The organism is Halococcus sediminicola (genome assembly GCF_000755245.1).
Classification (GTDB): Archaea; Halobacteriota; Halobacteria; order Halobacteriales; family Halococcaceae; genus Halococcus; species Halococcus sediminicola.
Genome location: NZ_BBMP01000022.1, coordinates 951,312 through 974,711, shown reverse-complemented (window position 1 = coordinate 974,711; position 23,400 = coordinate 951,312). Strand labels below are relative to the sequence as shown.

The window sequence follows — 23,400 nt, the reverse complement described above, 5'->3', positions numbered from 1 at the left end:
CAATTAAAATGTTACTCGTAATTTTCGGCTAAAACCGGTTAGTATCGGTCCAAATCTGGTTTTTCGGCCGCGCGTCAGCTATCCCTGATAGAGGGATTATACCATTTGAAATACTGTTCTGATTTCAGAGAGGTGTAGTCGGGGGTCGGCGAAACTTCTTCCATAGGAATTTTCTCAACTCTCTCATGACGCGACTTTCGGAGACCCCCCCCCCCCGGCTACACCGACTACACTCTACTCTTTCCAGACACTTTCTCGAAGACAGCCGGTATGCTCTCGGTGGTCGCTCACGGGTCCTTGGTGGGTGGGTATTATCTATCGGATTATTTACTTCTGGCATGGTCTGCCACCCTGCTGCCACCCTCACCATGCCAATCTAAAACGGCGATAAGAGACTCCTAACCCACAGATGTTGCGGATTAGCTTTTCATTGGCACGAGTCAGGGTGATTTCTCCGATTCATGTGAAAGTAGGGGTGAGAGAGTCAAGGTGTGCTTTCACACGAAGTGAGTGGTATGAGGGTCCACTATGCCAATAAAATTTAAAACCGCGTTTTCGAAGGATAGAGGGCCAGCATTACCATTTTAGGTTGGCATAGTGAGGGTGGCAGCAGGGTGGCAGACCATGCCGGCCATCAAAAAGTCGATATGATTGTGACGGGGGCACTCACGGGGGGACGGGACGTGAGGGGTGTACCACCCGCGGTGTTATTAGCGTCGGGAACGAAACTCTACGTGCCGGCTGAAGCCGGTACGAGAGCTTACCGTTTCGGTTTTGTGGGACGCCCGTCGGAGGTTTTCCGGCCGGTGTCCTCTCCGTTTCCGCTTTGCCGAGCTTCGCCGCCGTACGCCCTCGAAGGTCTAAACAACCGTTGAGAGGTTTGGAATCTCTATTCAGAAAACAGACACTCAGAATTAATACCGGTATAGGAAAACGGACACCCGAGTCGGCCGGGGCGGGTCGGGGTGGCAGTCAGACGACGAACAGCGTGTCGAGGACGTGGCGCTCGCCATCTTTCAGCAGGGCGTATTCGACGCACAATTTTCCATTCTATTTCACCTCCAATCACATATACGGTTTTTGAGAGCTTAGCTGTTTTTCGCATGATATAACCAATGCGGCGATAAGACGCTATCGAGCTTTCATGCTTCGAGAGTCGGGGCGGAGAGCCGGCAGTCGAGAGCAACGAAAACGCATGACTTCGTACACTTACACCGTGCCGCGGCGACCGTTATAAGCGCCGAGGGGCCATCCTCAGATAAGAATGTCATCCGCATCACACACAGACATCGCGGGCGGCGAGAGTGAAAACGGGGCCGGGACCGGTCTCGGCTCTGATGACATCTTCGCCGGCGTCCGCGGGTGTGGAGGAGACTTCGTGGCCGCCGCGGAGATTCCCGGTCCGGTGGGCGCTCGGGTGCGTGTGATTCTCGCCGCAATGAGCGGGAAGCCGCCGGACGAATCAGATTTGAAGCTCGCCGGCTTCAAGCAGTAGGCGGTCGGGCTGGAGTCGGATTTTCAGGGAGAATCGAGTAGTTCGGCGAGCCGCGCGGCCACGGCGTTAGGGTTCTCACGGAGCAGTTCCTCAACGGCTTCAACCACGGGCGCACCCTCGGGGGATATGTCCCCAGCGAGTGCCGCGGAGAGGGCTTCACCGTCGCCGGCCGCGCCCGCAACGTCGAGAGAGTCGTGAGACAGCGACAGACCGCAGCCGGGACACGCGGCTGGATTGACCCACCCGTCGAGGGCCGCGCCACAAGACGGACAGGTTTCGAGCGTCGGGCGGCCAATGTCGGACTCGGGTTCGGCGAGGTCGTGATGTTCGAGGACCGACTGAAGCATTTCGTCGTCTCGAAGGTGGGTGTAGCGGTCGAACTGCGAACTGTCCTTTTTCCACCCCACGGTCCACTTTATTTGCTGGTCAGGCACGCCGTCGCGGACCATGCGCGTGATGGCGGTGTGCCGGAAGTTGTGTGGATTCACGGGTTTTTCGACGCCGGCGCGGGTGGCGATTCGTCGGAGTTGCTGACGGACGCCGCTCGCCGAGAGCGCCTCATACCGTCTCTCGTCGGGGTGGTTGTCGTATTTCACCCCGAGCACGCAAAACAGGGCGGCGCTTTCGTCGTCGGCGCTCGGGTGAACGTCCAACCAGTTTTTTACGTATTCGGTGGCCCACAGCAGCGGCCGGGGGCCGCCCGCACCCTTCAACCCAACCGCCTCATCATTCAGGTGGATAACGCCGGTTCGTCCGGAGAGGTCCACGTCGCCCACCCGAAGCGAGAGGGTGGCGCTCATGCGTTGGCCGGTGGCGAGGAGAACACCCATTATCGCCTTGTCTCGCGGGTTCTGACAGACGGAGAACAGGGCTTCGATTTCTTCGGAGACGAATATATCGTCGGCCGTGATTTTGGTCTCGGGGACAGTCCCTATCACGATGTCCTCGCTCCACTCACGCTTGAGAGCGTCGCGGAAGAATACACGCGCCGTTTGTCGAAGGGTTCGGAGCGTCGAGGGGGACAGGCCCGCGTCTTTCACGTCGGGGTTCGACCCGTCGCGGAGTGAGTCGTGTAGCTCGTAGAACTCCCATGAGTCGGACATTTCAGTAAGTGACGGGTGTCCTCCGACGGCGGCGCGCTCGGAGAGCTTTCGGATAACGTGAGTCCTGATATATCTGGTTGAATACGACTTCGCCATAGAGTTGGCCCATGCTCGAATCGCGCGCGCGTCGTCTTGGTTAGGGAGGTCTTTCAGGCGAGAAAGTTCTTTCTCAAACCGAGAGCGGTATCTATTCGGGTCGTTTACGTCTCCCATGAAAAGTGGTAGGAGAGGTATTAGCATAACACTTCGTGCGGTTTTCGTATGGATAGGCTTACGTCCGGCGAGCGAGGACGGCCGGCGATGACCGACGAACGAACGCTCAAAGAGCGCGCCCACGGCGTCGATGCCACGCTGCGGGTCGGAAAGGGCGGTATCGGGAGCGTCGTCGGGGAGCTCGACAACCAACTCGACGACCGCGAACTGGTCAAAGTCAAATTCCTCCGGGCGGCCCGCAGTGCGGCGACGACCGACGAACTCGCCCACGACCTCGCCGAGCGGGCGAACGCCGAGGTGGTGGAAACGCGCGGCAACACGGCGACCTACCACTGATGGCGGTTCGCTTCGCCGACTGGGTCGGCCAACAGGCTCCCACGGAAACGCCGAACGGGACGAACGTCACCGACGTCATCTCGAACCCGGAACTCGGTCCCGTCGGGGAGTTCCTGCACGGGTTCGGGATCCCCTACTACGACGTTCTCGGCGCGCTCATCACGTTCTTCATCGCGCTGTTCGTCATCTACTCGCTCGGCCGGGCGACCGTCGTCCCGTTCGTGAGTCGGCTGTTGAACCGGCGCGGACTCGATGCCCACGAGCGGCGACCGCTCGTCCGGTTGATGAAGATGGTCATGGTCTTCGTCGCCATCGCCATCGCGTTCAGAATCGCCGGCTACAGGGGGCTGCTCACCTCGATCGCCACCATCGGCGCGGCCGCGACACTCGCCGTCGGTCTTGCCCTGAAAGATTCCATCTCGAACTTCGTCGCCGGGGTGTTCATCTATACGGATAGACCGTTCCGCATCGGCGACTGGATCGAGTGGGACGCCGGCACCTACGCCGGCATCGTCGAGGACATCACCTTCCGCGTCACCCGGGTGCGCACCTTCGACAACGAACTGCTCACGGTGCCGAACTCGATACTCACGGGTGACGTTATCAAGAACCCGGTGGCGAAGGACGAACTCCGCTTGCAGTTCAACTTCGGCATCGGCTACGACGACGACGTCGAGACGGCGACCGACATCATCGTCGAGGAGGCCGAAACCCACCCCGACATCCTCGACGACCCCGCGCCGACGGTGCGGATGACCGAATCGTCCGAGTCCGACCGCGGCGCGCTCGCCGACTCCTACGTGGGGCTGACCTCGCGCTTTTGGATCGCCGACCCCAACCGGGCGGACTACCTCAAGGTCCGCGGCGAGTACGTCACCGCCGTCAAGGAGCGCTTCGACGAGGCGGGCATCGACATCCCCTTCCCGCAGGCCGACCTCTCCGGGCGTGTGGGCGTCGAGAACCGGCGGCGGATCGAGTCGGCCGAATAGCGTTCAGTCGTCGGACGTCGCCGCGTCGGTCTCGCCATCGGGCGTCGGCGCGGCCGTTATCTCGTAGAGGTTCTGACGGGCGTCGGCGAAGTAGACGTCCTCGTCGATGGCCTCGATGCCCTCCAGCCGTTCGAGCGCATAGCGGACCGTGCGCGCCGACAGCATCGACTCCTCGACGATGCCCTTCTGGGTGAGCGTGCCGTTGTATTCGAGCACTTTGAAGACGAGTTTTGCACTCGGCGGCAGGTCTACGAGGCTCTCTTCGTCGGGTTCACTCATCGGCCTAACCCACGAGCGCAATGGCCATAAAACCGCGGTCTGCACGGCTTCATCGGGCATCGGAGGCGGATAGCGACCGCCCGCGGAGAGCGAACGGTTTTTGAGCGCGTGGACGAACTCTCAGTCATGGCGACCGAGACAGCCGACGCGCGCGCCGACCATCTCCGGAGTCTGACGGTCACCTCGGTCACGTCGCTTTCGGGCATCGCGGCCGCGCTCGTCTCCGCTGTGATCGCAAGCGGGGCGACCGATCCGAGCGGACTCTATCCACTCGCGGGCGTCATCCTCCTCCAGTTGCCCCTCCTGCGACTGTTGGGGGTCGACGTCGAGGACTTTTCGATGAAGGACAACGTCTACATCGCGTTCATGACCTTCGCGCTGTGGTTCGTGACGTGGGCAATACTGCTGACCACCCAGACGAGCTTCTGATGGCCGACGACTCAATCGCCGTGGTCGACCTCGACCGCTGCCAGCCCGACCGCTGCAACTACGAGTGTGCGAACTTCTGCCCGCCCAATCGCACGGGCGAAGAGTGCATCGTCACGCGCGAGGAGCGCTACGACGACGACAGGTATGATGGGGGTCCGAACCAGATCTCCATCTCCGAGGAACTCTGCCTGGGCGAGACCTGTGGCATCTGCGTCGAGAAATGTCCCTTCGATGCCATCGAGATCATCAACCTGCCACAGGAACTCGACGACGATCCCGTGCATCGCTACGGCGAGAACTCCTTCGCGCTGTACGGCCTGCCCGCCCCACAGGACGGGAAGGTGACAGGAATCTTGGGTCCCAACGGCATCGGCAAGACGACCGCGGTCCGGATCCTCGCCAACGAGATCACCCCCAACCTCGGCGAGTGGGACGGGCCCGCGGGCTGGGAGAGCGTCATGGACGAGTATCGTGGCACCGAACTCCAGAGCTATCTCGAAGCCCTCCAAGACGAGGCGATAACGGTCGCCAGAAAGCCACAGTACGTCGATCAAATTCCCAAGCGCTTCGACGGCAACACCCGCGAGTTGCTCGCCCGCACCGACGAACGGGGCGTGCTCGACGAGCTCGTCGAGCGCCTCTCGATCGGCCCGGTGATGGACCAGCCGATCGACTCGATTTCGGGCGGCGAACTTCAACGGGTGGCGCTCGCGGCGACGCTCGCCCGCGACGCCGACTTCTACTTCCTCGACGAGATCACCCCGTATCTCGACATCGGCCAGCGCATGACCGCCGCGCGGCTCATCGGCGACCTCACGGGAAAGGATCGCTCGATGCTCGTGGTCGAACACGACCTCGCGATCCTCGACCTGCTCGCCGATTCCCTCCATGTCGCCTACGGCGAACCCGGAGCCTACGGCGTGATTACGCCACCGAAATCGGTCAAGAACGGTATCAACGAGTATCTCGCGGGCTACCTCGAAAACGAGAACATGAGGATTCGCCCGAACGCGATCGAGTTCGAGGAACACGCCCCCCGCAGCGTCGCGGCGGGCGACCCGCTCGTCGAGTATCCGGACATTGAGAAATCCTACGGCGACGGCGAGTTCTCGCTCAGTATCGAGGGCGGCACCATCCACGAAAACGAGGTGCTCGGCGTCGTCGGGCCGAACGGCATCGGGAAATCGACGTTCGCCGAACTGCTGGCCGGCAATCTCGCCCCCGATTCGGGGAGTCTCGACACGGACCTCGACGTCTCGTACAAGCCACAGTATATCGACATCGACCAGCCGATGCGCGTCGATGCCTTTCTGTCCTCCATCACGAACGACTTCGGTTCCTCGTACTGGAACACCGAAATCGCCCAACCCCTCCAGCTCGACCGCGTGATGGAACAGAACCTCACCGACCTCTCGGGCGGGGAGCGCCAGCGCGTCGCCATCGCGGCCTGTCTCTCCGAAGAGGCCGACCTCTACGTGCTCGACGAGCCGTCGGCCCACATCGACGTCGAGCAGCGTGTGCAAGCGACGACGGCCATCCGCCGGTACGCCGAGAACCACGATGCGACGGCGCTGGTCATCGACCACGACACCTACATGATCGACCTGCTCGCCGACCGATTGTTGGTCTTCGACGGCGAACCCGCCCAGTCGGGACACGCGAGCCCTCCTGTCGGGATGCGCGAGGGGATGAACCGCTTCCTCGAAGACCTCGACGTGACCTTCCGGCGCGACGAGCGCGTCGGCCGCCCGCGCATCAACAAACCCGGCAGCCAGCTCGACCGCGAGCAAAAGCAGGCCGGCGAGTACTACTACGCACCCTGACGTGCGCCCCCTCTCACGGCTCCGCGGACGATTCGAAACGCCATCGAGGCGGCGTGCGGCGGCCTTCGCCGCGCTCTGTCTAGTACTGCTCGCGCTCGCGCTCGTCGGCTTCGTGAGCGCGAACGAACCACAGGTAACGGTCGACGACGAACCGCCCCAACGGAACACGCTGGTCGGGTTGCAGGGCTATCACGACGAGGGCCGAGCGCTCGAACTCGCACCCGACGGGACCGTGGTCTGGGAGTACACGGCCGTGGAGAACGTCTTCGACGTCGAGGCGCTCGGGCCGGATCGCGTCCAGATAGCGGGTGCGGACGCCCTGCCCGACGAGCAGTGCCCTGCGCGCTATCGAGACGACGGGACCAAGGGCTGTGTGCACAACACCGTCCGCATCGTGAACCAGGAAACGAACGAAACGGGCTGGCAATACGGCTGGTACGACGTCGAGCGCCACGAACACGAACTCCACGACGTCGACCGCTATACCGAGGACGGCGAGGCGCGCTGGGTGCTCGCCGACATGGGCAACGACCGCGTGTTCGCCATCGACCGCGACGGCGCGGTCCAGTGGCAGTGGAACGCGAATTCGACCTACGACCCACCTCCCGGGACGGGTCCAGAAGACGACTGGACCCATCTGAACGACGTCGATAGAGTGGGCGAGAACAGGTTCCAAGTGAGCCTCAGAAACTTCGATACGGTCGTCGAGTTGCGCGTCGGGGAGAACGGTACGACAGTCGAACCGCTCGTCGGCCCGAACCGCTTCACGCCGAACGGAAGCGCGGGACCGCTCTTCGCCCAGCACAACCCCGACCGCCTCGCCGACGGCCATCTCCTCGTCGCCGATTCCGAAAACGACCGCATCGTGGAGTTCGACGGTGGAAAACCGGTGTGGACGGCCGGCGGGAGCGCCCGCCTCGACTGGCCGCGCGACGCCGACCGTCTGGGGGATGGAAACACGCTCGTCGTCGACTCATACAACGACCGCATCGTGGAACTCGACGGGTCGGGAGAGGCGGTCTGGGCGGTCGAGACGGGGCGACTCCCCTACGACGCCGACCGCATCCCCCAAAGCGGGTCGGGCGAGGGAAGCGAGGACCGGCCGACCGCCGGCGCGGCGGGTTTCGACATGGGCACCGACGAGACGGGGTTCATTCGGGACGCGCTCGCCTACGGGCTGACACTGCTGCGGTACTCGATTCCGGGCTGGGTCGTTTGGGTGGGGTTGCTCGCGGGCGGAGTGCTCTGTGGGATCGGTGCGGTCGTCGAAACGCGACGATGGCGGCGAGACCCACGCCGGTAGCCTACACGAGCGTCGAGCAGTCGGCACAGAGCTGCTGGTTTTTGACGTCGACTTCGCGCACGGTCGGCGAGAAGTTCATCACACAGCGCTCGTCGTCGCAGTGTTCGAGACCGAGGGTGTGGCCGATCTCGTGGACGACTTCCTTGCGGACACGCCCGGCGAACACTTCGTCTTCCGAGCGGTTCAGCCGGCCGCCGTCGGCGGCGGTCTGGAGGCGATACGTCGAGACCACGCTGCCGTTGCCCGAGAGGTAGGCGAGTCCGAAAACGTAGTTGCGCCGGCGATAGAAGAGGTCCTCGGTGGTGAGGGCGATGTTCTTCTCGGCACTCCCGACCCGCCCAGCGAGTTCGATGAACGCCTCGGCGCGGTACTGGCCGCGGCTCTCGTCGTAGGCGTCCTCGGGAAGCGTACGGGCATCGTGAAGCATGACGTCACAGCCGTAGACCGAGCGCAGTCCGGCCGACGCTGCCCGCTTGATCGGAGCGGGGACGTCACCGACCGGCACGATGTCGACGTGCATGCGAAGGGGTTAGGACGCCCCAATCATAAACGTCCCGACGTGAACCCCCGAAATCGGCCCGCGAGCGCCACGTTCGGCGACGCGCTCGCCGCCCGCCTCGCCCGGTTCGACGGTCTCGTCGAGGTCGGCATCGGCGCACGGACCGACGTCGCCGCCCGCCTCGCCGACGACACGTCGGTGACGGCGACCGACATCCGTTCCTGTACTGTGCCCGGCGGTGTCGCGTTCGTCCGCGACGACGTCACCGACCCCGCGATCGACGTCTACGCCGACGCCGACGCGCTCTACGCGCTGAACCTCCCGCGGGAACTCCACCGGCCGACACGAGCAGTCGCCCGGACGGTCGGAACTGAACTGTTCTTCACGACCCTCGGCGGCGAATTTCCGGCCGTGCCGACCGACACCGAGACGCTGCCGGCCGGTGAGACGCTCTTTCGCGCCACGAGCCGGGGGCCGGAACCGGACGGTGAGCGCGGGTGAACCCCGACGTGGTCGCCCTCGACGTCGACGGCGTGCTCGTGGACGTGGCCGACTCCTACCGGCGGGCCATCGTCGAAACCATCGAGGTGGTTCACGGCGAGTCCCTGGATCGAGGTGACGTCCAGTCGTTCAAGGAGGCCGGCGGGTTCAACGACGACTGGGAACTCACGCACGCGGCGGCGCTGTACCTGCTCGCTCGGCGTGAGGGACTCGAACTCTCCATCGAGGAGTTCACCGACGACGTCGCGGCGGCCGACGGCGGCCTCACCGGGGCCGAGGCGGTGGTGCGAAACGCGCTCGCGCCCGACGAGTGCGAGCGGGCGTTCGCGGCGTGGGACCGCGAGCGACTTCGCGAGGTCTTCCAGCAACTCTATCTCGGGGCCGACCTGTACGAAGACCTCGAAGGCGAGGAGGCGGACCCGGCCATCGCCGGTTCCGGTTTCATCGACGACGAGCGGGTGCTCGCCGACCCGACGACGCTCGGCTTCTTGACCGGAAATTTCCGCGTGGGTGTCGTGACCGGGCGACCGGCGGCAGAGGCCGATATCGCCCTCTCGCGGGTCGGTCTCGACGTTCCCGACGAGCACCGCTTCACGATGGACAGCCCCCATCCTGGGAAGCCCGACCCGGCGGCGCTCGTGGCGCTCGCCGACCGTCTCGACGCATCGAGTCTGGTCTTCGTCGGCGACACGCTCGACGATATCGAGACGGCGCGCAACGCCAGTGAGACGGACCCGGAGCGCGAGTATCGCGGTGTGGGCGTTCTCACCGGCGGACTCACCGGGGAGGAGGGGAGGAAGAAGTTCGAGCGCGCTGGGGCGGATGCGGTGCTCGAAACCATCGACGACCTCCCCGAACTGCTGTCCGCGTGACGGAGACACGAACGTTTATTCGGCGTTCGGGCGACCGTTGGGTATGCGCATCGCACTCTGTGGCGGCACGGGCGACCTCGGTGCGGGACTCGCCCTCCGACTGACGCGCGACACCGACCACGAGGTCCTCGTCGGGTCGCGCGACCCCGAGAAGGCCCGCGAGCGCGCGACCGAGTACGAACGCGAACTCGACGGTCGAGACGTCGAGGGCGAAATAAAAGGATTCGACAACGCGATGGCCACGGACCGCGCCGACGTCGCCGTTCTCTGCGTGCCAGCCTACCACCTCGCGGACACCATCGACGCCATCGAGGACGGTCTCGACGACACGATCGTGGTGACGCCGGCGGTCGGCATGCGCCGCGAGGACGGCACGATGCACTACAACCCACCGAGTGCGGGCAGCGTGAGCGCGCTCGCCGCCGCCGCTGCCCCCGACGGGGTCCCCGTGGTTGGCGCGTTCCACAACCTCGCGGCCGGCCGCCTCGCCGACCTCGACGCCTCCCTAGACTGGGACGTACTCGTCGTCGGCGACGACACCGACGCGAAAGCAACGGTCGGGAGCCTCGCCGACGGCATCGACGGGATGCGCGCGCTCGACGCCGGCCCGCTCGCGGCTGCCCCCGCGGTCGAGAGTCTGACGCCGCTGCTCATCAACGTCGCCGCGAACAACGACGCCCTCGCCGATCTCGGCGTGTCCTTCCACTGAACCTTTTTACTGCGGGGGTTCGCGCTCGTTCCCTGCGGTCGCTCGCGCTCAACCCCTTGCAAAAACGTTCATGAAAAACTCCCACTCACTCGGCCTTCGACCTCGTTCACGGTGAACCGCGCTTACTGCGTTCGCGCGGACATACCACCCCGCACCGCCGAAGCCCCGGCACGCGCTCACTTCGTTCGCTGCTCGCTGCGCTCGCGTGCCTCGCCCTTCATCCGCCAGGGACGGCACCGCAACCGTCCCGCGACCGCACCGCAGCCGGCGGCCGACCGGACGGCTTTTTGCGCACTGTGTCGACGTGCGCGACATGGACACATTCCTCCATCTGGGATTCAGTCACGCGGAACCGGTCGTGGTCGTCGTCGCCGCGATCGCGACCTTTGCCATCGGCCTCTGGATCGGCATGCGCCGCCGAGCCGACGACCGCGCGAGCACGCGCTTCGACGAGGAAAGCGACCAGTAGTCAGACCCGTTCGGGTCGCCAGCCGCCGTCGACCGCGACGTTCTGGCCGCTCAGGTAGTCGCTGTGCTCCTCCAGAAAGAATCGCAGCGCCTGCGCCATGTCGTCGAACTTCGCCGGTCGCCCGCGCGGGAGGTCGTCGGGAAAGACCTCTGAGTTCTCGACGACGTAGGGCGAGATCGCGTTCACCGTGATGCTGTCCTCTTGGGTGTCGGCCGCGAGCATCCGCGTGAACATTATCACTCCGGCTTTGGCGACGAAATAGGGGAAGTTTTTGGGGCTGACGAGAAGGCGGTCGGCGCTCGCATACCCAATATTGACGATGCGGCCCCACTCGCGCTCGCGCATGCCCGGCAGGACGCGCTTCGAACAGAGGTAGGTCCCGTTAAGATTGGTTTCGAGCACGCGATTCCACGTCCCGAACGAGATCTCCTCCCAGTGGCTGGGCGCGAACGCACCGACGTTGTTCACGAGAACGTCGACCGTCCCGAGTTCGTCTTCGACCTCGTCGAACAGTTCGTCGACCGCGACGGGATCGGTCACGTCGCCCTGCACGGTCGTCGTCTCGACGCCGTACTCGCTGGCTCGGTCGGCGACCGATTGAGCGTCGTCGGCGCTCGTGTGGTAGTGGACCGCGACCGCTGCGCCGCAGTCGGCCAACGAGAGGAGGAGTTCGCGGCCGACGCCCTTCGCGCTGCCCGTCACGACCGCCACGCGCCCCGAGAGGTCCGGCGCTATCATGTCCCCCGCTTCGCGCCCGAGCGGTTTAGCATCGCCGCCCCGACGAGGAAATCAGGGCGACTAAGCCATCGCCGTTCGTCGCGTGGGTATGGCGACCTACGCCGGCGTCGATCTCGGGGGGACGAACGCCCGGGCGGTCGTCGCCGACGCCGACGGCAACATACTGGGCAGTCACAAACAGGCGGCCCCGCGCGGTCCCAATGGACTGGCCGTCACCGAGGCGATCCTCGACTGTCTGCGGGAGGCGTCGGCGGCGGCCGGCGTCGAACCCTCTCGTACGACTGCGGCCGCCATCGCCGCCGCCGGACGCCTCGACCTCACCGAGGGGCTGGTCGAACCGACGAACATCCCCGTCGGCGAGGTGCCGCTGCGGGGTCCGGTCTCGAAACTGCTCGAAACGAGCGACATCCATCTGCACAAGGACGTCGCCGCCGGCGTCATCGGCGAGCGCTATCACGCCGCACGCAACCCCGACGACATGGCCTACCTCACCATCTCGTCGGGCATCGGCGCGGGCATCGCCGTCGACGGCTCCATCCTGGGGGGATGGGACGGCAACGCGGGCGAAGTAGGGCATATGACCATCGACCCCGCGGGAAAGATGACCTGTGGCTGCGGCCACGACGGCCACTGGGAGGGCTACTGCTCGGGCGCGAACATCCCCGACTACGCCCGCCTGCTCTGGGCGGAGGCCGACCGGCCGGACACCGCCATGCCCATCGAAGACGACGAGTTCGTCGCCGCCGACGTGTTCGCTCACGCCGAGGAAGATGGGTTCGCCGACCACGTCGTCGAGCGCCTCGCGGGTTGGAACGCGCTCGGCGTGGCGAACCTCGTCCACGCCTACGCGCCGCTAGTCGTTTCGGTGGGTGGCGCGGTCGCGCTCAATAATCAAAAACTCGTCGTCGAGCCGATACGCGAGCGCCTCGACGAACTGGTGATGACGAACGTGCCCGAGGTCCGGCTGACCGACTTCGGTGACGACGTGGTGGTCCAGGGTGCGCTCGCAAGCGCGCTCACCGGCGGCACCGGTGACGCCGACCGCCGCGAGTAGCGAGGGAGTGGACGAAAGTCAGTCCGGCGTGTAGCGTTTTCCGCCGACGTAGATGTCCTCGCCGTGGGTGACGAGCGATCCCGAATCGGCATCGAAGGCGATGGGTGCATTGACCGTGCAGCTCGCCGAGAGGCGGTGTGTGCCGGGACCGTTCGCCTTGATGGCGACCTCGTTCGCGGCGAGCTGGCAGTCGACCAACCCATAGTTTTCCATCAGCGTGCTCCAGATGGCATATTTGTCGCTCTCGGAGCCGATTCGGCAGTGCTTGGCGAACACGTGGCCGTTCTTCCCGCTGATGGCCGCGTCGCCGTTGCCGCGGAAGACACAATTTCGAAGGTCGACCGGCCCGGCGAACTGCGACAGCCCCTCGAAGGCCAGTCCTCTAATTGTGTAGTGCGATTGTTTGCCCTGGTAGGTCGAGTTGATGCCCGAACGCACGTCGACCCGTTCGGGCTCATCGGTGTCGCCGACGAGTTCGAGCGTGCACTGGGCCTTCTGCACTATCGGCCCGGTGTGAACCGCCGGGTCTTCGTCGGTGTAGGTCCCCGGCCGCACGCGAATCGTCGTGTCGTGCTGGATGAAAATGGGAAGTCGGTTGAACGCCTCCTGAATCGTCGCCAGCGGCTCGCCCTCGGTGCCGGGGTTGTCGTCGTCACCACCCGCGTCGACGACGAGCTCGCGCGAGGCGCGCGTCGTCAGCGGGCGGCTGACGAGACCCCACTTCGGGACCTCCTCGTCGACGGTGACCCACTGGCGATTCGATCCGTTCGGGAAATCGCTCACCGCAGCGCCTCGCGGTCGGCGGCGAAGCGCACTCGTCCATCGACCGTGGAACCGAGGGAAAGTTCGACCACCTCATCGGAGAGCACGCGCCCGCCTTCGACTGGTGCGCCCCACGTGTCGAAGCGGAGATACCCCCGGATGTCGTCGGCGTGGGTGAACAGGTCGAGGTATTCGATAGCGTGCTCGGGGAACTCACTCGCGCTGTGGGCTTGGTCCATGTCCGAGTAGGCCGTGTCGAGATCGCTGAAAAACCCCTCCAGCCGGTCGGCGTCGCGTTCGGTCGCCTCGACCACGGTATCCGAGATCGCCGCTATCTCGTCGGTCGAGAGCCCCGCCTCGGAAAGCGCGCGCTGGGTACGCTGGTCGAAGTGCATGGGATCGGTTCGAGCGCGGGCGGTGAAAGCGTCGCGGTCTATGGCAACTCGGGTTCGTAGCCGACCGCATCGACCGCCCGCCCGACCAGTTCCTCGATGCCCTCCTCGTCCTCGACACTCAGGTAGTGGTCGGCCTCGATGTCGCGCGAGCGGTCGGCCTTCGTACAGACGGTCAGGACGGGCACGTCGAAGCGTTCGTGGACGCTATCACGCAAAGCGAGTTGCTGGTCGAGCGGGTAGCCACAGGCCTCGCTCGCGTCGACGAAAACGAGCACGCAGTCGGCGGCGTGGGTGAGGGCGCTCTCGGCTTGCAACTCGATTGCGTTTTGCGTGCCATCCCGGTCGAGCAATCCCGGCGTGTCCACGAGCTGATAGCGGATGTGCTCGCGCGTGAGGTGGCCCACACCAACTCGCGTCGTGGTGAACGGGTAGGAGGCGATCTCGTGGCGCGCGTTCGTCACGTGGTTGACGAAGGTCGATTTGCCCACGTTCGGAAAGCCCGCGACGACGATCGTCGGCTCGTCCGGGCGGATGTCGGGGAGCACTCTGAGTTCGTCACGCGCCGCGTTGAGCCGGTCGAGATCCTCCGCGACTTCCTCGACGACGTCCGCGAGCCGAGCGAACGCCTGCTTTCTGAGTTTGCGGGCCGTTTCGATATCGCCACGTAGTCGGCTCTGATACTCGCTTTTGATTTCGTCGGTCTTCTTGCTCGCCCAGCCCACCTCCGAGAGGCTCTTGCGCACTTCGTCGACCTCGACGATGGCGTCGGCGAGTTCGTAGTAGAAGGGGTCGACGGTGCTGAAATCGGGCCAGCTCGTCACGACGTTCTCGAGGTTGTCCGACAGGACGTTCGCCGCCGTCTGGAGCATCGAGCGCTGGCCCTCGATGCCGGATTTCGCCCGCCCCGCTCGCGCCGCCCGCGAGAACGCCCGGTCGATGAGTTCCTCGGCGGTGGGCGTCGTCGGGAGGTCTTCGAAAATCATGCGGTCCGTACTGTGTACGCACGTAAAAGCGCGTCCGTCGCTCTCCGGGAAGCGAGCACCTGTCGACACGGATTTACTGTTCGACCGAGTATGGTGGGTATGACGAACTGGCGAGCCGTGGGAATCGGCTTTCTCGTGCATGTGATTCTCGGCATCATCGGCGCACCGATCGGCATCGGTCCGCTCGCCGCGGGCATCTTCTCCGGGGTCGCCGCGGGCTACGTCGCCGGCGGCGGCATCGGTAACGGCGCGTGGCACGGCCTGCTCGCGGGGTCGATCGGTGGGATCGTACTGGCGATCGTCCTCGGTATCGCGGTCGGCATCATCGGATTGGGTCTCGGCCCGATCGGGGGGCTGTTCGGCGGAAGCGTGCTCGTCATCGGACTGGTCATCGCTATCGTTTCGGGCCTCGAAAGCGCGCTCGGCGGCGCGCTCGGCGGACTGCTCTAACGCCGTTCGCGCAACTCCGCGCGGAGTTCGTCGAGGCTCACGCCCTGCATCGAAAGCAGCACGAGCAGATGGTAGACGAGGTCGGCGCTCTCGGCGACGAGCGCCTCGTGGTCGTCGTCTTTCGCCGCGAGCACGACTTCGGTACTTTCCTCGCCGATCTTTTCGAGTACGCGATTCACGCCCTTCTCGTGGGTGAACAACGACGCCGTGTACGAGCCGTCGGGCAGGTCCTCGCGGCGCTGGTCGATGACCGCCGCGAGGTCGTCGAGTACGCTCGCCGAACTCCCTTGAGCACGATCGCTCACAGGTCGGCCACCTCGCGGATGTCGTCGAGTTCCTCGAACGTCTCGCGCTCGCGGCGGCCCTCCTCGAACACTCCGGGGTCGACGTCGATCGGGGCGTTCGTGCGGGCGGCAAGCGCGAGCGAGTCGCTCGGGCGCGCGTCGATGACACGCTTGCCGCGGGGCGTCTCGACGTGGAGGTCGGCGGTGTAGGTCCCACCGCCCTCGCCCTCCTCGATGGCATCGACGACCACGCTGTCGACCCGGCCGCCGAGTTCCTCAACTACGTCGAGCAGGAGGTCGTGGGTGAGCGGCCGACCGATGTCGACGGCGTCCATCCCGCGGGCGATGGCCGAGGCCTCGTCGAAGCCGATGAAGATCGGTAGGTAGTCGGTCTCACCGTCCACGGAGAGGAGAACGACCGGGACGGGACCGGAGGGCGTGCCCGCGATGCGGACGGCGTCGATGTGGGCGTTCATAGCTCTCGAAGGGCGTGCGCGATGAAAAACTCTGGCACTACCCATCCGGAGATTCGAAGAAGGCGAGTCCGTGAATCCGCGCGTCGTCGGTGAGTTCGGGATGGAACGCGGTGCCGATCACGGGACCGTCGCGCACCGCAACAGGGTGGCCGTCGAAGGACGCGAGCACTTCACAGTCACCCGTCTCGCCGATGCGCGGCGCGCGGATGAACACTGCCGGGAAGGGTTCGTCGAGACCCGTGACGCCGAGTTCGGTCTCGAAGCTGTCGCGCTGGCGGCCAAAGGCGTTGCGTTCCACGACGGCGTCGATGAGGTTCAGGTGCTCGACACGCTCGTCGCCGGCGTCCGCACAGGCGACGATGAGACCGGCACAGGTCGCAAGCAGCGGTTTTCCCTCGGCGACGTGGGCGACGATCTCGTCGGCGAGACCTTCGCGCTGGAGGTGATTCGAGATGGCCGTCGATTCGCCGCCCGGCAAGAGCAGGAGATCGCAATCGGGAATCGTCCCCGACGAGCGGATCTCGACCGGGTCGGCGCGCTCGCCGTGGGCACGGGCCGCCCGCTCGATGGCCGCCGCGTGCTCCCGGAAATCACCCTGCACGGCGACCACACCGGCCGTGAGACTCATGCGGGTGCTATGCAGCCCACCCGAAAAAACACCGCGTTACAGCCCGATACGGAGCACCATGATCAGGATGCCGAACGCGACGCCGAAGGCGACCACCGTCTTCGGGTCGATGCGGATGGCGTTTTGGTCCTCGGCATCGAAGTATCTGACCAGCCCGGCACTCGACATCAGCCCGCCGGAGTTCTCACCGCTGCTCATACCGCGACTGGGATGGCTGCGGGCCTAAACCTTTCGTCGCGCCGTGCCGAGGCGGGGGTGGGAAACCCTTATCAGCGACACGCGCCAACTCATGCCCGGAACATGAGTGTCCGACTGAAAGACTTTTACGCGGACTGGTGCGGTCCCTGCAAGACCCAAGACCCCATCCTCGAAGAGATCGAGGCGGACATGGACGGCGGTGTCGAGTTCGAGAAGATCGACGTCGACGAGGAGCAGGAGATCGCCAACGAGTACCAAGTACGGTCGATTCCCACGCTCGTCGTCGAGAACGACGACGGTGTCGTCGAGCGGTTCATCGGCGTCACCCAGCGCGAGGATATCGAGAGCGCACTCGAAAAAGCCGGCGCGTAAGCGAGGCCATCGACGTTCGACGAACGTTCTCGAAGGAGTGATTCACGGGAAAGAACGGTTACGGGTTTTGCTGGCTATCGAACGCGCTGATAGACTCGGATGAGCACTTCGGCGATGGCTCCGACGACGCTCCAGCGATAGGAGAGGACCGCCGCACCCAACAGGAGGGCGGCGATCTTCTTCTCGCCGCGATAGAGCGCGAGACCGGCCTCGACGAGCATCGAGATGGCACTGATCTGTCCCGACCGCTTCGAGTTGAACGCTTCTGTGAGTCCCATACCTCCGAGAAGCGGCGGGAGTGCATAAGCACGCGGGCGGCAGACGCCGGGAGCTACTCCGTGCCATCGAGCGCGTCGAGACCCTCGCCGGCGAGCCAGTCGAGAAATCGCGTGACTGCTTCGGGATTTTCGATGCGGTAGTCCGCCGCCGTCTCGGCGTCGTCGCCGACGTGAACCCCGATGCCGGTTCCCGAAAGCACCCGGAAGGCTGCCTCGTCGGTCGTGTCGTCGCCGATGTACATCGGAAGCCAGCCGGTACGCTCCTCGGCGAGCAGCGAGAGAGCGTCGCCCTTGTCCCACGCGACCGCCGGCGTGAGTTCGACGATATTTTTTCCCGTCGATAGCTCGAACTCGCCCTGTGCAACCCGTTCGACGGCCGATTCGACGATGTCGTGAACCTCCCTCTCGCGCTCGGGGGCCGTTCGGTAGTGGACCGTGGCGCTCACGGACTTGTTCTCGACGAAACAATCGGTGTCGGCCAGTCGCCCCTCGATGGCGGCGACGATTTCGTCGAGGTCGCGCCGTCGTCGCTTCGCGACCGGATGGATAGTCGTCTCGCCCTCCCTGTGGAGTTCGAGCCCGTGATTGCCGGCGTAGTCGATCCCCTCGATACCGACCCGTTCGCGGAGGTCGGCGAGTTCGCGGCCGCTGATGACCGCCACGCGCACGCGGTCGTGGTCGCGCAGTCGTTCGAGGGCCGCGCGGTTGGCGGCACCGAGTGCGGGCGCATCGGGGTCGGTCTCGATGCCCGCGAGTGTGCCGTCGAAGTCCGTACAGAAGAGCAACCCATCCACGTCGTTCGTCACGCGCTCGCGTATCGCCGGGAGATCGTCGAACAGCGCCGGCGGGGCCTCAGTCATCGTCGCGCTTCGCCCGCAGTTCGTCGACGGCGTCGAAGACGCTCTCCATCCACGCGTAGAGGTCGTGCGATTCGACCTGTTCGCGCAGGGCGACCATCCGCTCGGCGCGCTCTTCTACGTCCATCGTCAGCGCCGTCTCGATGGTGTCGGCGAACGCATCCGTATCGTACGGGTTGATGGTGAGTGCCTGCTCGCCGAGTTCCTCGTGTGCGCCGGCCTGATCCGAGAGCACGAGCACGCCGTCGTCGTCGACCTGTGCGGCGACGTACTCCTTGGCGACGAGGTTCATCCCGTCGCGGACGGCACTCACTAACATGACGTCCGAGTGGCGATACAGCCCACAGAGTTGCTGTTGGGGGATGAACTCGTTGATGTAGATGACGGGTTGCCACTCGTCGGTGCCGAAGCGATCGTTGATGCGCTCGATGGACTCCTGGACTTCGGTCTGGAGGTCCTGATAGTCCGGGATGAGCGAGCGGCTCTCGTTCGCCTTTTGGACGTACGAGACCTCGCCACGATACTCGGGGCAGGTTTCCCAGAGGCGTTCGAGCGCTTCGAGGCGCTCGACGATGCCCTTCGTGTAGTCGAGCCTGTCGACGCCGACGACCACGCTCGTCTCGCTGTCGATGTCGTAGGTCGCGCGAAAGTCGTCCCAGAACTCCGCGCCGGCGTCCTCGCTGCACTCGCGGATCGACTGGGCGTCGATACCCATCGGGAAAGCCCTGACGACCGTGGTGTGGCCCTCGTAGTTGACGCGCCCGCCCTCGGGGTCGATGAAGGCGTCGTCGAGCGCCTCGTCGACACAGTCCAGGAAGTTCTCACAGTAGCGCTCGACGTGGAATCCCAGTAGATCGTTGCCGAGCAGGCCTTCGAGCAACTGTTCGTGCTGGGGACAGGCCCGGAACGTGTCCCAGCCGGGCCACGTGATATGCCAGAAGTGCGTGAGGAAGGCGCTATCGGGAACGGCCTCGCGTACCTGTCGGGGTGCGAGCGTGAAGTGGTAGTCCTGAAACCAGACGAGCGAGTTCTCGCCGGTGGTCTCGATGACCGCGTCGGCGAACGTCTCGTTGACCTGCTGGTAGCGCTGCCAGAACCGCTCGACGTACTCGGTCTTCATCGTACCGCCGTGACAGAGCGGCCAGAGCACGCGATTGGAGTAGCCATAGTAATAGCCCTCGACCTCCTCGTCGGTGAGCCAGAGACGTTTCAGCGTGTAGGCCCCCGATTCGGGCGGCATCCGTACCTCCCCATCGTCGTCGGTCACGTCGGCGTCGGCCTCGCCATCGCCCCACGCGATCCACGTGCCGTCGGTCTGCTGCATCACGGGGTCGAGTCCCGCCGTGAGACCGCCGGCCGGTCGGTTCACGGTGATGGAGCGCTCGCCATCGCGTTGCTCGTAGCTGTGCGTGTACGGCTGGCGGTTGGAGACGACGATCATGTCGCCGTCGCCGACCGCCGGCACGATTCCGTCGTCCGTCGCGCTGTGTTCAGCCCCCATGGAGAGTGTTCGTTCCAGTCGTCTCCCGTGTGTCCCCATTCAGTCGCATTGCTTATAGTTCATGGCCCTGACGGACCTGTGCTCGTGGCTTGCCGTCGCCGGCCCTTATCAATACTGGTCGGCACAATGCGATTTCGGGCTGTGGTCGCAGTACTGTGGCGGGGGCGGTCGCCGGGGCGAGGTGGAACGGCCTACGGTCGCGGTGCGGTTCCTGGTGTCTGCGGTCGCAGAGCGACCGCAGGCTCAGGAGAGTTTGCTCTCCTGACAGATGAAGGGCGAGCACCCGACGGGTGCGAGGGCTTCGGCGGTACTGTGCGGAGGCGAGATGCGGGGGTGTATGTCCACTTGAGCGGGTCTACGGCCCATTATCGGACGCCAGAGGCGCGCGACTTCCCGTCGAAAAAGTGGGGAACCGACAGGGTTTCACGGTCCGCGCTCCCCAGAAGGATACAATGAGTAAGGACGAAATCGTCGTCCGGGGAGCCGAAGAGCACAACCTGAAGGACCTCGACGTCACCATCCCGCGCGAGGCGTTCACCGTCGTCACCGGACTCTCCGGGTCGGGGAAATCCTCGCTGGCCTTCGAGACGGTCTACGCCGAGGGCCAGCGACGCTACATCGAGAGTCTGTCCGCCTACGCCAGGAATTTCCTCGGCCAGATGGACAAGCCACAGGTCGAGACCGTCGAAGGTCTCTCGCCAGCGATCAGTATCGATCAGAAAAACGCCGCCAACAACCCCCGTTCCACAGTGGGAACGGTCACGGAGCTTCACGACTACCTCAGACTCCTCTATGCCCGCATCGGCACGCCTCACTGTCCCGAATGCGGGCGCGAGGTCGGCGAGCAGTCCGCCCAGCAGATGGTGCGTCGGATCCTGGAACTGCCCGAGGGGACGAAAGCGAAGATCGCCGCACCCGTAGTGCGCGACCAGAAGGGAGCCTTCGAGGAGTTGTTCGACGACCTCGTGAGCGAGGGCTACTCGCGCGTCGAGGTCGACGGCGAGGAGTTCGACCTCGCCACTAATCGGCCCGAACTGGACGAGAACTACGATCATACTGTTGACGTGGTGGTCGATCGCGTGAAGATTTCCGGGGAGGCGCGCTCGCGCATCACCGACAGCGTCGAAACCGCTCTCGAAGAAGCCGACGGCGTGCTCAAGGTCATCCTCCCGGACCCACCCGACGCCGACATCGGCGGCGCGACCGCACGGGCGACGGGCGATCTGGCCGGTGAGGACACCGACCGCGCGGTCGTCGAGTTTTCCGAGGCGCTCGCGTGCACTCACTGCGGCATCGACATCTCCGAGATCGAAACTCGGTCCTTTTCGTTCAACAGTCCGCACGGGGCCTGCCCGGAGTGTGAGGGCATCGGCGAGACGAAGGAAGTCGACGCCGACCTCGTGGTGCAGGACTCCGAAAAGCCGCTCCGTGAGGTGTTCGAGCCGTGGAGTTACTCGCGGTCGTACTATCGAACCCGCCTCGATGCCGTGGCGGCTCACTTCGACGTCGCGCTCGAGACGCCGTTCGAGGAACTCGACGAGGATATTCGAGAAGCGTTTCTGTATGGAACGAGCGAGCAGGTGGTCTTCGAGCGCCGGACGAAGAACGGCACTCGGCGGAAGAAAAAGCGCTTCGAGGGCGTGATCCCCAACCTCGAACGTCGCCACGTCGAGACCGAGAGCCAGAGCACGCGCGATCACATCGAGAAGTTCATGGCCGTCACCACCTGTCCGGCCTGTGACGGAACCCGCCTGAAGCCCGAGAGTCGTGCCGTATTGGTCGACGACACGGCCATCACCGCCGTCAACCGGATGTCGATCGGCGATGCGCTTGCCCACTTCGAGGGGATGGAGGAAGGAATGAGCGAGCGCGACCTGACCATCGCTGCGGAGATTTTGAAGGAGATCCGCGCCCGGCTCGGATTCATGTGCGAGGTCGGCCTCGAATACCTCACCCTCGATCGTCAGGCGGCGACGCTTTCGGGTGGCGAAAGCCAGCGGATTCGCCTCGCCACCCAGATCGGCTCCGGTCTCGTGGGCGTGCTGTATGTCCTCGACGAGCCCTCCATCGGACTGCACCAACGCGACAACGACAGACTCCTGAATACCCTCGAAGAGTTGCGCGACCTCGGCAACACCCTGCTGGTGGTCGAACACGACGAGGCGACGATGCGCCGCGCCGACGAGGTCATCGACATGGGGCCCGGTCCCGGCAAGCGCGGCGGCGAAGTGGTCGCGCAGGGCACGGTCGACGAGATCGAACGGGTCGATGGCTCGGTCACGGGTGCGTATCTCAGTGGCCGGAAGGCAATTCCCGTGCCCGACGAGCGCCGCCAACCGGACGGCGAACTCACGATTCGGGGCGCGCGCCAGCACAACCTCAAGGACCTCGACGTGTCGATTCCGCTCGGCTGTTTCACGGCCATCACCGGCGTTTCGGGGTCGGGCAAATCCACCCTGATGCACGACGTACTCTACAAGGGTCTCGTCCGCGAGATGAACGACAATCGGACTGTGGACCCCGGCGAGCACGACGCCATCGAGTACGAAGAAATCGAGACCGTCCGACTCATCGACCAGTCGCCGATCGGCCGCACGCCACGGTCGAACCCCGCCACGTACACCGGCGTGTTCGATCACGTGCGCGAACTGTTCGCCGAGACGAAACTCGCCAAACAGCGCGGCTACGAGAAGGGTCGATTTTCCTTTAACGTCAAAGGCGGGCGCTGTGAGGCCTGTGGCGGGCAGGGCACGGTGAAGATCGAGATGAACTTCCTCTCCGATGTCCATGTGCCCTGCGAGGAGTGTGGCGGCGCGCGCTACAATGACGAGACGCTCGACGTCGAGTACAAGGAGCAAACCATCGCCGACGTGCTGGACATGTCCGTCGAGGAAGCCTACGAGTTCTTCGAAGCCGACACCCGGCTCAAGCGCCGGCTCCAGCTCCTTCGAGATGTGGGACTCGACTACATGCGACTGGGCCAGCCATCGACCACTCTTTCAGGTGGGGAGGCCCAGCGTGTCAAGCTCGCCGAGGAGTTGGGCAAGAAACAGACCGGCGACACGCTCTACCTGCTCGACGAACCCACGACCGGCTTGCATTCGGCCGACGAGCGCAAACTCATCTCGGTGCTCCAGCGCCTCGTCGACAACGGCAATACCGTGGTCGTCGTCGAACACGAACTCGACCTCGTGAAGAACGCCGACCACGTCGTCGACCTCGGCCCGGAGGGTGGCGAGAACGGTGGCGAGATCGTCGCGGCCGACACGCCCGAAGCGGTCGCCGGCATCGAGGAGTCACACACGGGCCGCTATCTCCGCGACCTCCTTCCGGGAATCGAGCTGGAGGGCCCGCGCGCCGACCGGCGCGTCGCGGCCGACGACGACTGATCGGACAGCGGTGGC

The 23,400-nt window shown here is 64.8% G+C and carries 28 protein-coding genes; 14 read left to right on the top strand and 14 right to left on the bottom strand.

The window, feature by feature from the left end; translation table 11 throughout:
- Positions 1-1,264: 1,264 nt before the first annotated feature.
- Entirely contained in the window at positions 1,265-1,495 is a 231-nt protein-coding gene (locus tag ACP97_RS14275) for a hypothetical protein (protein WP_049998456.1), read from the top strand.
- A 23-nt stretch (positions 1,496-1,518) separates the two neighbouring features.
- Here ACP97_RS14275 and ACP97_RS14270 read toward each other — a convergent pair whose 3' ends face one another.
- A complete protein-coding gene (locus ACP97_RS14270; RefSeq protein WP_049998455.1) occupies positions 1,519-2,598 on the bottom strand; it encodes a tyrosine-type recombinase/integrase in 1,080 nt (359 codons plus the stop codon).
- 300 nt (positions 2,599-2,898) lie between these two features.
- Between ACP97_RS14270 and ACP97_RS14265 the strand changes: the two genes are divergently transcribed.
- Together ACP97_RS14265 and ACP97_RS14260 are read left to right on the top strand one after the other, a co-directional pair.
- Positions 2,899-3,147, top strand: coding sequence for a YhbY family RNA-binding protein (locus tag ACP97_RS14265; protein ID WP_049998454.1), 249 nt, complete (start codon positions 2,899-2,901; stop codon positions 3,145-3,147).
- Positions 3,147-4,136, top strand: a complete 990-nt coding sequence (locus ACP97_RS14260) for a mechanosensitive ion channel family protein (protein WP_049998453.1) — start codon at positions 3,147-3,149, stop codon at positions 4,134-4,136. Before ACP97_RS14265 ends, ACP97_RS14260 begins: the two co-directional genes overlap by 1 nt.
- A gap of 3 nt (positions 4,137-4,139) precedes the next feature.
- On the opposite strand, the gene ACP97_RS14255 is transcribed toward ACP97_RS14260, so the two are convergent.
- Positions 4,140-4,415, bottom strand: coding sequence for a MarR family transcriptional regulator (locus tag ACP97_RS14255; RefSeq protein ID WP_049998452.1), 276 nt, complete (start codon positions 4,413-4,415; stop codon positions 4,140-4,142).
- Positions 4,416-4,541: 126 nt separating this feature from the next.
- Between ACP97_RS14255 and ACP97_RS14250 the strand changes: the two genes are divergently transcribed.
- From ACP97_RS14250 to ACP97_RS14240, 3 genes are read left to right on the top strand one after another with little or no spacing between them, the layout of a single operon-like run.
- Positions 4,542-4,844: an EMC6-like membrane protein gene (locus ACP97_RS14250; RefSeq protein ID WP_049998451.1), complete on the top strand. Its 303-nt coding sequence runs from the start codon at positions 4,542-4,544 to the stop codon at positions 4,842-4,844.
- Positions 4,844-6,667, top strand: coding sequence for a ribosome biogenesis/translation initiation ATPase RLI (locus ACP97_RS14245; protein WP_049998450.1), 1,824 nt, complete (start codon positions 4,844-4,846; stop codon positions 6,665-6,667). Before ACP97_RS14250 ends, ACP97_RS14245 begins: the two co-directional genes overlap by 1 nt.
- Position 6,668: 1 nt before the next feature.
- Complete coding sequence (locus ACP97_RS14240; RefSeq protein ID WP_049998449.1) at positions 6,669-7,970, top strand: NHL repeat-containing protein; 1,302 nt, start codon at positions 6,669-6,671, stop codon at positions 7,968-7,970.
- A 1-nt stretch (position 7,971) separates the two neighbouring features.
- Here the strand turns inward: ACP97_RS14240 and ACP97_RS14235 are convergent, their stop codons facing one another.
- Positions 7,972-8,490, bottom strand: a complete 519-nt coding sequence (locus tag ACP97_RS14235; RefSeq protein WP_049998448.1) for an archaemetzincin family Zn-dependent metalloprotease — start codon at positions 8,488-8,490, stop codon at positions 7,972-7,974.
- Between the two features lie 39 nt (positions 8,491-8,529).
- Here ACP97_RS14235 and ACP97_RS14230 point away from each other — a divergent pair, with 39 nt between their 5' ends.
- The 4 genes from ACP97_RS14230 to ACP97_RS19960 all read left to right on the top strand — a co-directional run bounded on the left by ACP97_RS14230 (position 8,530) and on the right by ACP97_RS19960 (position 11,020).
- Positions 8,530-8,970 (top strand): UPF0146 family protein, encoded by a 441-nt coding sequence (locus ACP97_RS14230; RefSeq protein ID WP_049998447.1) that lies wholly within the window; start codon positions 8,530-8,532, stop codon positions 8,968-8,970.
- The gene (locus ACP97_RS14225) at positions 8,967-9,842 is read left to right on the top strand and encodes a TIGR01548 family HAD-type hydrolase (protein WP_049998446.1); all 876 of its coding nucleotides are present in this window, start codon (positions 8,967-8,969) and stop codon (positions 9,840-9,842) included. The genes ACP97_RS14230 and ACP97_RS14225 overlap by 4 nt, the downstream gene beginning before the upstream one ends.
- Before the next feature lie 43 nt (positions 9,843-9,885).
- A complete protein-coding gene (gene npdG, locus ACP97_RS14220) occupies positions 9,886-10,551 on the top strand; it encodes an NADPH-dependent F420 reductase (RefSeq protein WP_049998445.1) in 666 nt (221 codons plus the stop codon).
- A gap of 313 nt (positions 10,552-10,864) precedes the next feature.
- Complete coding sequence (locus ACP97_RS19960; protein WP_154020009.1) at positions 10,865-11,020, top strand: hypothetical protein; 156 nt, start codon at positions 10,865-10,867, stop codon at positions 11,018-11,020.
- On the opposite strand, the gene ACP97_RS14215 is transcribed toward ACP97_RS19960, so the two are convergent.
- Positions 11,021-11,758 (bottom strand): SDR family NAD(P)-dependent oxidoreductase, encoded by a 738-nt coding sequence (locus ACP97_RS14215; protein WP_049998444.1) that lies wholly within the window; start codon positions 11,756-11,758, stop codon positions 11,021-11,023. It lies immediately after the preceding gene.
- Positions 11,759-11,846: 88 nt separating this feature from the next.
- On the opposite strand from ACP97_RS14215, the gene ACP97_RS14210 reads away from it, so the two are divergent.
- Positions 11,847-12,812, top strand: a complete 966-nt coding sequence (locus ACP97_RS14210; protein WP_049998443.1) for an ROK family protein — start codon at positions 11,847-11,849, stop codon at positions 12,810-12,812.
- Positions 12,813-12,830: 18 nt separating this feature from the next.
- On the opposite strand, the gene ACP97_RS14205 is transcribed toward ACP97_RS14210, so the two are convergent.
- From ACP97_RS14205 to ACP97_RS14195, 3 genes are read right to left on the bottom strand one after another with little or no spacing between them, the layout of a single operon-like run.
- Positions 12,831-13,595: a hypothetical protein gene (locus ACP97_RS14205; protein ID WP_049998442.1), complete on the bottom strand. Its 765-nt coding sequence runs from the start codon at positions 13,593-13,595 to the stop codon at positions 12,831-12,833.
- Positions 13,592-13,969: a DUF7532 family protein gene (locus ACP97_RS14200; RefSeq protein WP_049998441.1), complete on the bottom strand. Its 378-nt coding sequence runs from the start codon at positions 13,967-13,969 to the stop codon at positions 13,592-13,594. Before ACP97_RS14200 ends, ACP97_RS14205 begins: the two co-directional genes overlap by 4 nt.
- A gap of 38 nt (positions 13,970-14,007) precedes the next feature.
- Positions 14,008-14,952 carry an NOG1 family protein gene (locus ACP97_RS14195; protein ID WP_049998440.1) on the bottom strand — a complete coding sequence of 315 codons (945 nt, stop codon included), beginning with the start codon at positions 14,950-14,952 and terminating at the stop codon, positions 14,008-14,010.
- A gap of 99 nt (positions 14,953-15,051) precedes the next feature.
- On the opposite strand from ACP97_RS14195, the gene ACP97_RS14190 reads away from it, so the two are divergent.
- On the top strand, positions 15,052-15,402 hold the full coding sequence (locus ACP97_RS14190; RefSeq protein ID WP_049998439.1) for a DUF5518 domain-containing protein: 351 nt from the start codon (positions 15,052-15,054) through the stop codon (positions 15,400-15,402).
- Here ACP97_RS14190 and hisE read toward each other — a convergent pair.
- Genes hisE through ACP97_RS14170 form a run of 4 tightly spaced genes read right to left on the bottom strand, consistent with a single transcriptional unit; the run spans position 15,399 to position 16,988 of the window.
- On the bottom strand, positions 15,399-15,707 hold the full coding sequence (hisE, locus tag ACP97_RS14185; RefSeq protein ID WP_049998438.1) for a phosphoribosyl-ATP diphosphatase: 309 nt from the start codon (positions 15,705-15,707) through the stop codon (positions 15,399-15,401). The genes ACP97_RS14190 and hisE overlap by 4 nt on opposite strands.
- Positions 15,704-16,162: a bifunctional nuclease family protein gene (locus tag ACP97_RS14180; protein ID WP_049998437.1), complete on the bottom strand. Its 459-nt coding sequence runs from the start codon at positions 16,160-16,162 to the stop codon at positions 15,704-15,706. The genes hisE and ACP97_RS14180 overlap by 4 nt, the downstream gene beginning before the upstream one ends.
- Before the next feature lie 37 nt (positions 16,163-16,199).
- Complete coding sequence (gene pdxT, locus ACP97_RS14175) at positions 16,200-16,790, bottom strand: pyridoxal 5'-phosphate synthase glutaminase subunit PdxT (RefSeq protein ID WP_049998436.1); 591 nt, start codon at positions 16,788-16,790, stop codon at positions 16,200-16,202.
- Positions 16,791-16,826: 36 nt separating this feature from the next.
- Positions 16,827-16,988: a preprotein translocase subunit Sec61beta gene (locus ACP97_RS14170; protein ID WP_049998435.1), complete on the bottom strand. Its 162-nt coding sequence runs from the start codon at positions 16,986-16,988 to the stop codon at positions 16,827-16,829.
- Between the two features lie 102 nt (positions 16,989-17,090).
- Between ACP97_RS14170 and trxA the strand changes: the two genes are divergently transcribed.
- Positions 17,091-17,360, top strand: coding sequence for a thioredoxin (gene trxA, locus ACP97_RS14165; RefSeq protein WP_049998434.1), 270 nt, complete (start codon positions 17,091-17,093; stop codon positions 17,358-17,360).
- A 74-nt stretch (positions 17,361-17,434) separates the two neighbouring features.
- Here the strand turns inward: trxA and ACP97_RS14160 are convergent, their stop codons facing one another.
- Genes ACP97_RS14160 through ACP97_RS14150 form a run of 3 tightly spaced genes read right to left on the bottom strand, consistent with a single transcriptional unit; the run spans position 17,435 to position 19,996 of the window.
- On the bottom strand, positions 17,435-17,638 hold the full coding sequence (locus ACP97_RS14160; RefSeq protein WP_049998433.1) for a hypothetical protein: 204 nt from the start codon (positions 17,636-17,638) through the stop codon (positions 17,435-17,437).
- 53 nt (positions 17,639-17,691) lie between these two features.
- Positions 17,692-18,498, bottom strand: coding sequence for a trehalose-phosphatase (otsB, locus tag ACP97_RS14155; RefSeq protein ID WP_049998432.1), 807 nt, complete (start codon positions 18,496-18,498; stop codon positions 17,692-17,694).
- Positions 18,491-19,996: an alpha,alpha-trehalose-phosphate synthase (UDP-forming) gene (locus ACP97_RS14150; RefSeq protein ID WP_049998431.1), complete on the bottom strand. Its 1,506-nt coding sequence runs from the start codon at positions 19,994-19,996 to the stop codon at positions 18,491-18,493. The genes otsB and ACP97_RS14150 overlap by 8 nt, the downstream gene beginning before the upstream one ends.
- A 452-nt stretch (positions 19,997-20,448) precedes the next feature.
- On the opposite strand from ACP97_RS14150, the gene uvrA reads away from it, so the two are divergent.
- Positions 20,449-23,385, top strand: coding sequence for an excinuclease ABC subunit UvrA (gene uvrA, locus ACP97_RS14140; protein ID WP_049998429.1), 2,937 nt, complete (start codon positions 20,449-20,451; stop codon positions 23,383-23,385).
- Positions 23,386-23,400: the final 15 nt, after the last annotated feature.

Coding starts and splice junctions, on each gene's coding strand:
- ACP97_RS14270 (WP_049998455.1), bottom strand. CDS start 2,598: ATGTCCGACTCATGGGAGTTCTACGAGCTACACGACTCACTCCGCGAC.
- ACP97_RS14170 (WP_049998435.1), bottom strand. CDS start 16,988: ATGAGCAGCGGTGAGAACTCCGGCGGGCTGATGTCGAGTGCCGGGCTG.
- ACP97_RS14160 (WP_049998433.1), bottom strand. CDS start 17,638: ATGGGACTCACAGAAGCGTTCAACTCGAAGCGGTCGGGACAGATCAGT.
- ACP97_RS14260 (WP_049998453.1), top strand. CDS start 3,147: ATGGCGGTTCGCTTCGCCGACTGGGTCGGCCAACAGGCTCCCACGGAA.
- ACP97_RS14275 (WP_049998456.1), top strand. CDS start 1,265: ATGTCATCCGCATCACACACAGACATCGCGGGCGGCGAGAGTGAAAAC.
- uvrA (WP_049998429.1), top strand. CDS start 20,449: ATGAGTAAGGACGAAATCGTCGTCCGGGGAGCCGAAGAGCACAACCTG.
- ACP97_RS14235 (WP_049998448.1), bottom strand. CDS start 8,490: ATGCACGTCGACATCGTGCCGGTCGGTGACGTCCCCGCTCCGATCAAG.
- trxA (WP_049998434.1), top strand. CDS start 17,091: ATGAGTGTCCGACTGAAAGACTTTTACGCGGACTGGTGCGGTCCCTGC.
- npdG (WP_049998445.1), top strand. CDS start 9,886: ATGCGCATCGCACTCTGTGGCGGCACGGGCGACCTCGGTGCGGGACTC.
- otsB (WP_049998432.1), bottom strand. CDS start 18,498: ATGACTGAGGCCCCGCCGGCGCTGTTCGACGATCTCCCGGCGATACGC.
- ACP97_RS14265 (WP_049998454.1), top strand. CDS start 2,899: ATGACCGACGAACGAACGCTCAAAGAGCGCGCCCACGGCGTCGATGCC.
- ACP97_RS19960 (WP_154020009.1), top strand. CDS start 10,865: ATGGACACATTCCTCCATCTGGGATTCAGTCACGCGGAACCGGTCGTG.
- ACP97_RS14195 (WP_049998440.1), bottom strand. CDS start 14,952: ATGATTTTCGAAGACCTCCCGACGACGCCCACCGCCGAGGAACTCATC.
- ACP97_RS14210 (WP_049998443.1), top strand. CDS start 11,847: ATGGCGACCTACGCCGGCGTCGATCTCGGGGGGACGAACGCCCGGGCG.
- ACP97_RS14215 (WP_049998444.1), bottom strand. CDS start 11,758: ATGATAGCGCCGGACCTCTCGGGGCGCGTGGCGGTCGTGACGGGCAGC.
- ACP97_RS14180 (WP_049998437.1), bottom strand. CDS start 16,162: ATGAACGCCCACATCGACGCCGTCCGCATCGCGGGCACGCCCTCCGGT.
- ACP97_RS14255 (WP_049998452.1), bottom strand. CDS start 4,415: ATGAGTGAACCCGACGAAGAGAGCCTCGTAGACCTGCCGCCGAGTGCA.
- ACP97_RS14200 (WP_049998441.1), bottom strand. CDS start 13,969: ATGCACTTCGACCAGCGTACCCAGCGCGCGCTTTCCGAGGCGGGGCTC.
- ACP97_RS14150 (WP_049998431.1), bottom strand. CDS start 19,996: ATGGGGGCTGAACACAGCGCGACGGACGACGGAATCGTGCCGGCGGTC.
- ACP97_RS14250 (WP_049998451.1), top strand. CDS start 4,542: ATGGCGACCGAGACAGCCGACGCGCGCGCCGACCATCTCCGGAGTCTG.
- ACP97_RS14190 (WP_049998439.1), top strand. CDS start 15,052: ATGACGAACTGGCGAGCCGTGGGAATCGGCTTTCTCGTGCATGTGATT.
- ACP97_RS14245 (WP_049998450.1), top strand. CDS start 4,844: ATGGCCGACGACTCAATCGCCGTGGTCGACCTCGACCGCTGCCAGCCC.
- pdxT (WP_049998436.1), bottom strand. CDS start 16,790: ATGAGTCTCACGGCCGGTGTGGTCGCCGTGCAGGGTGATTTCCGGGAG.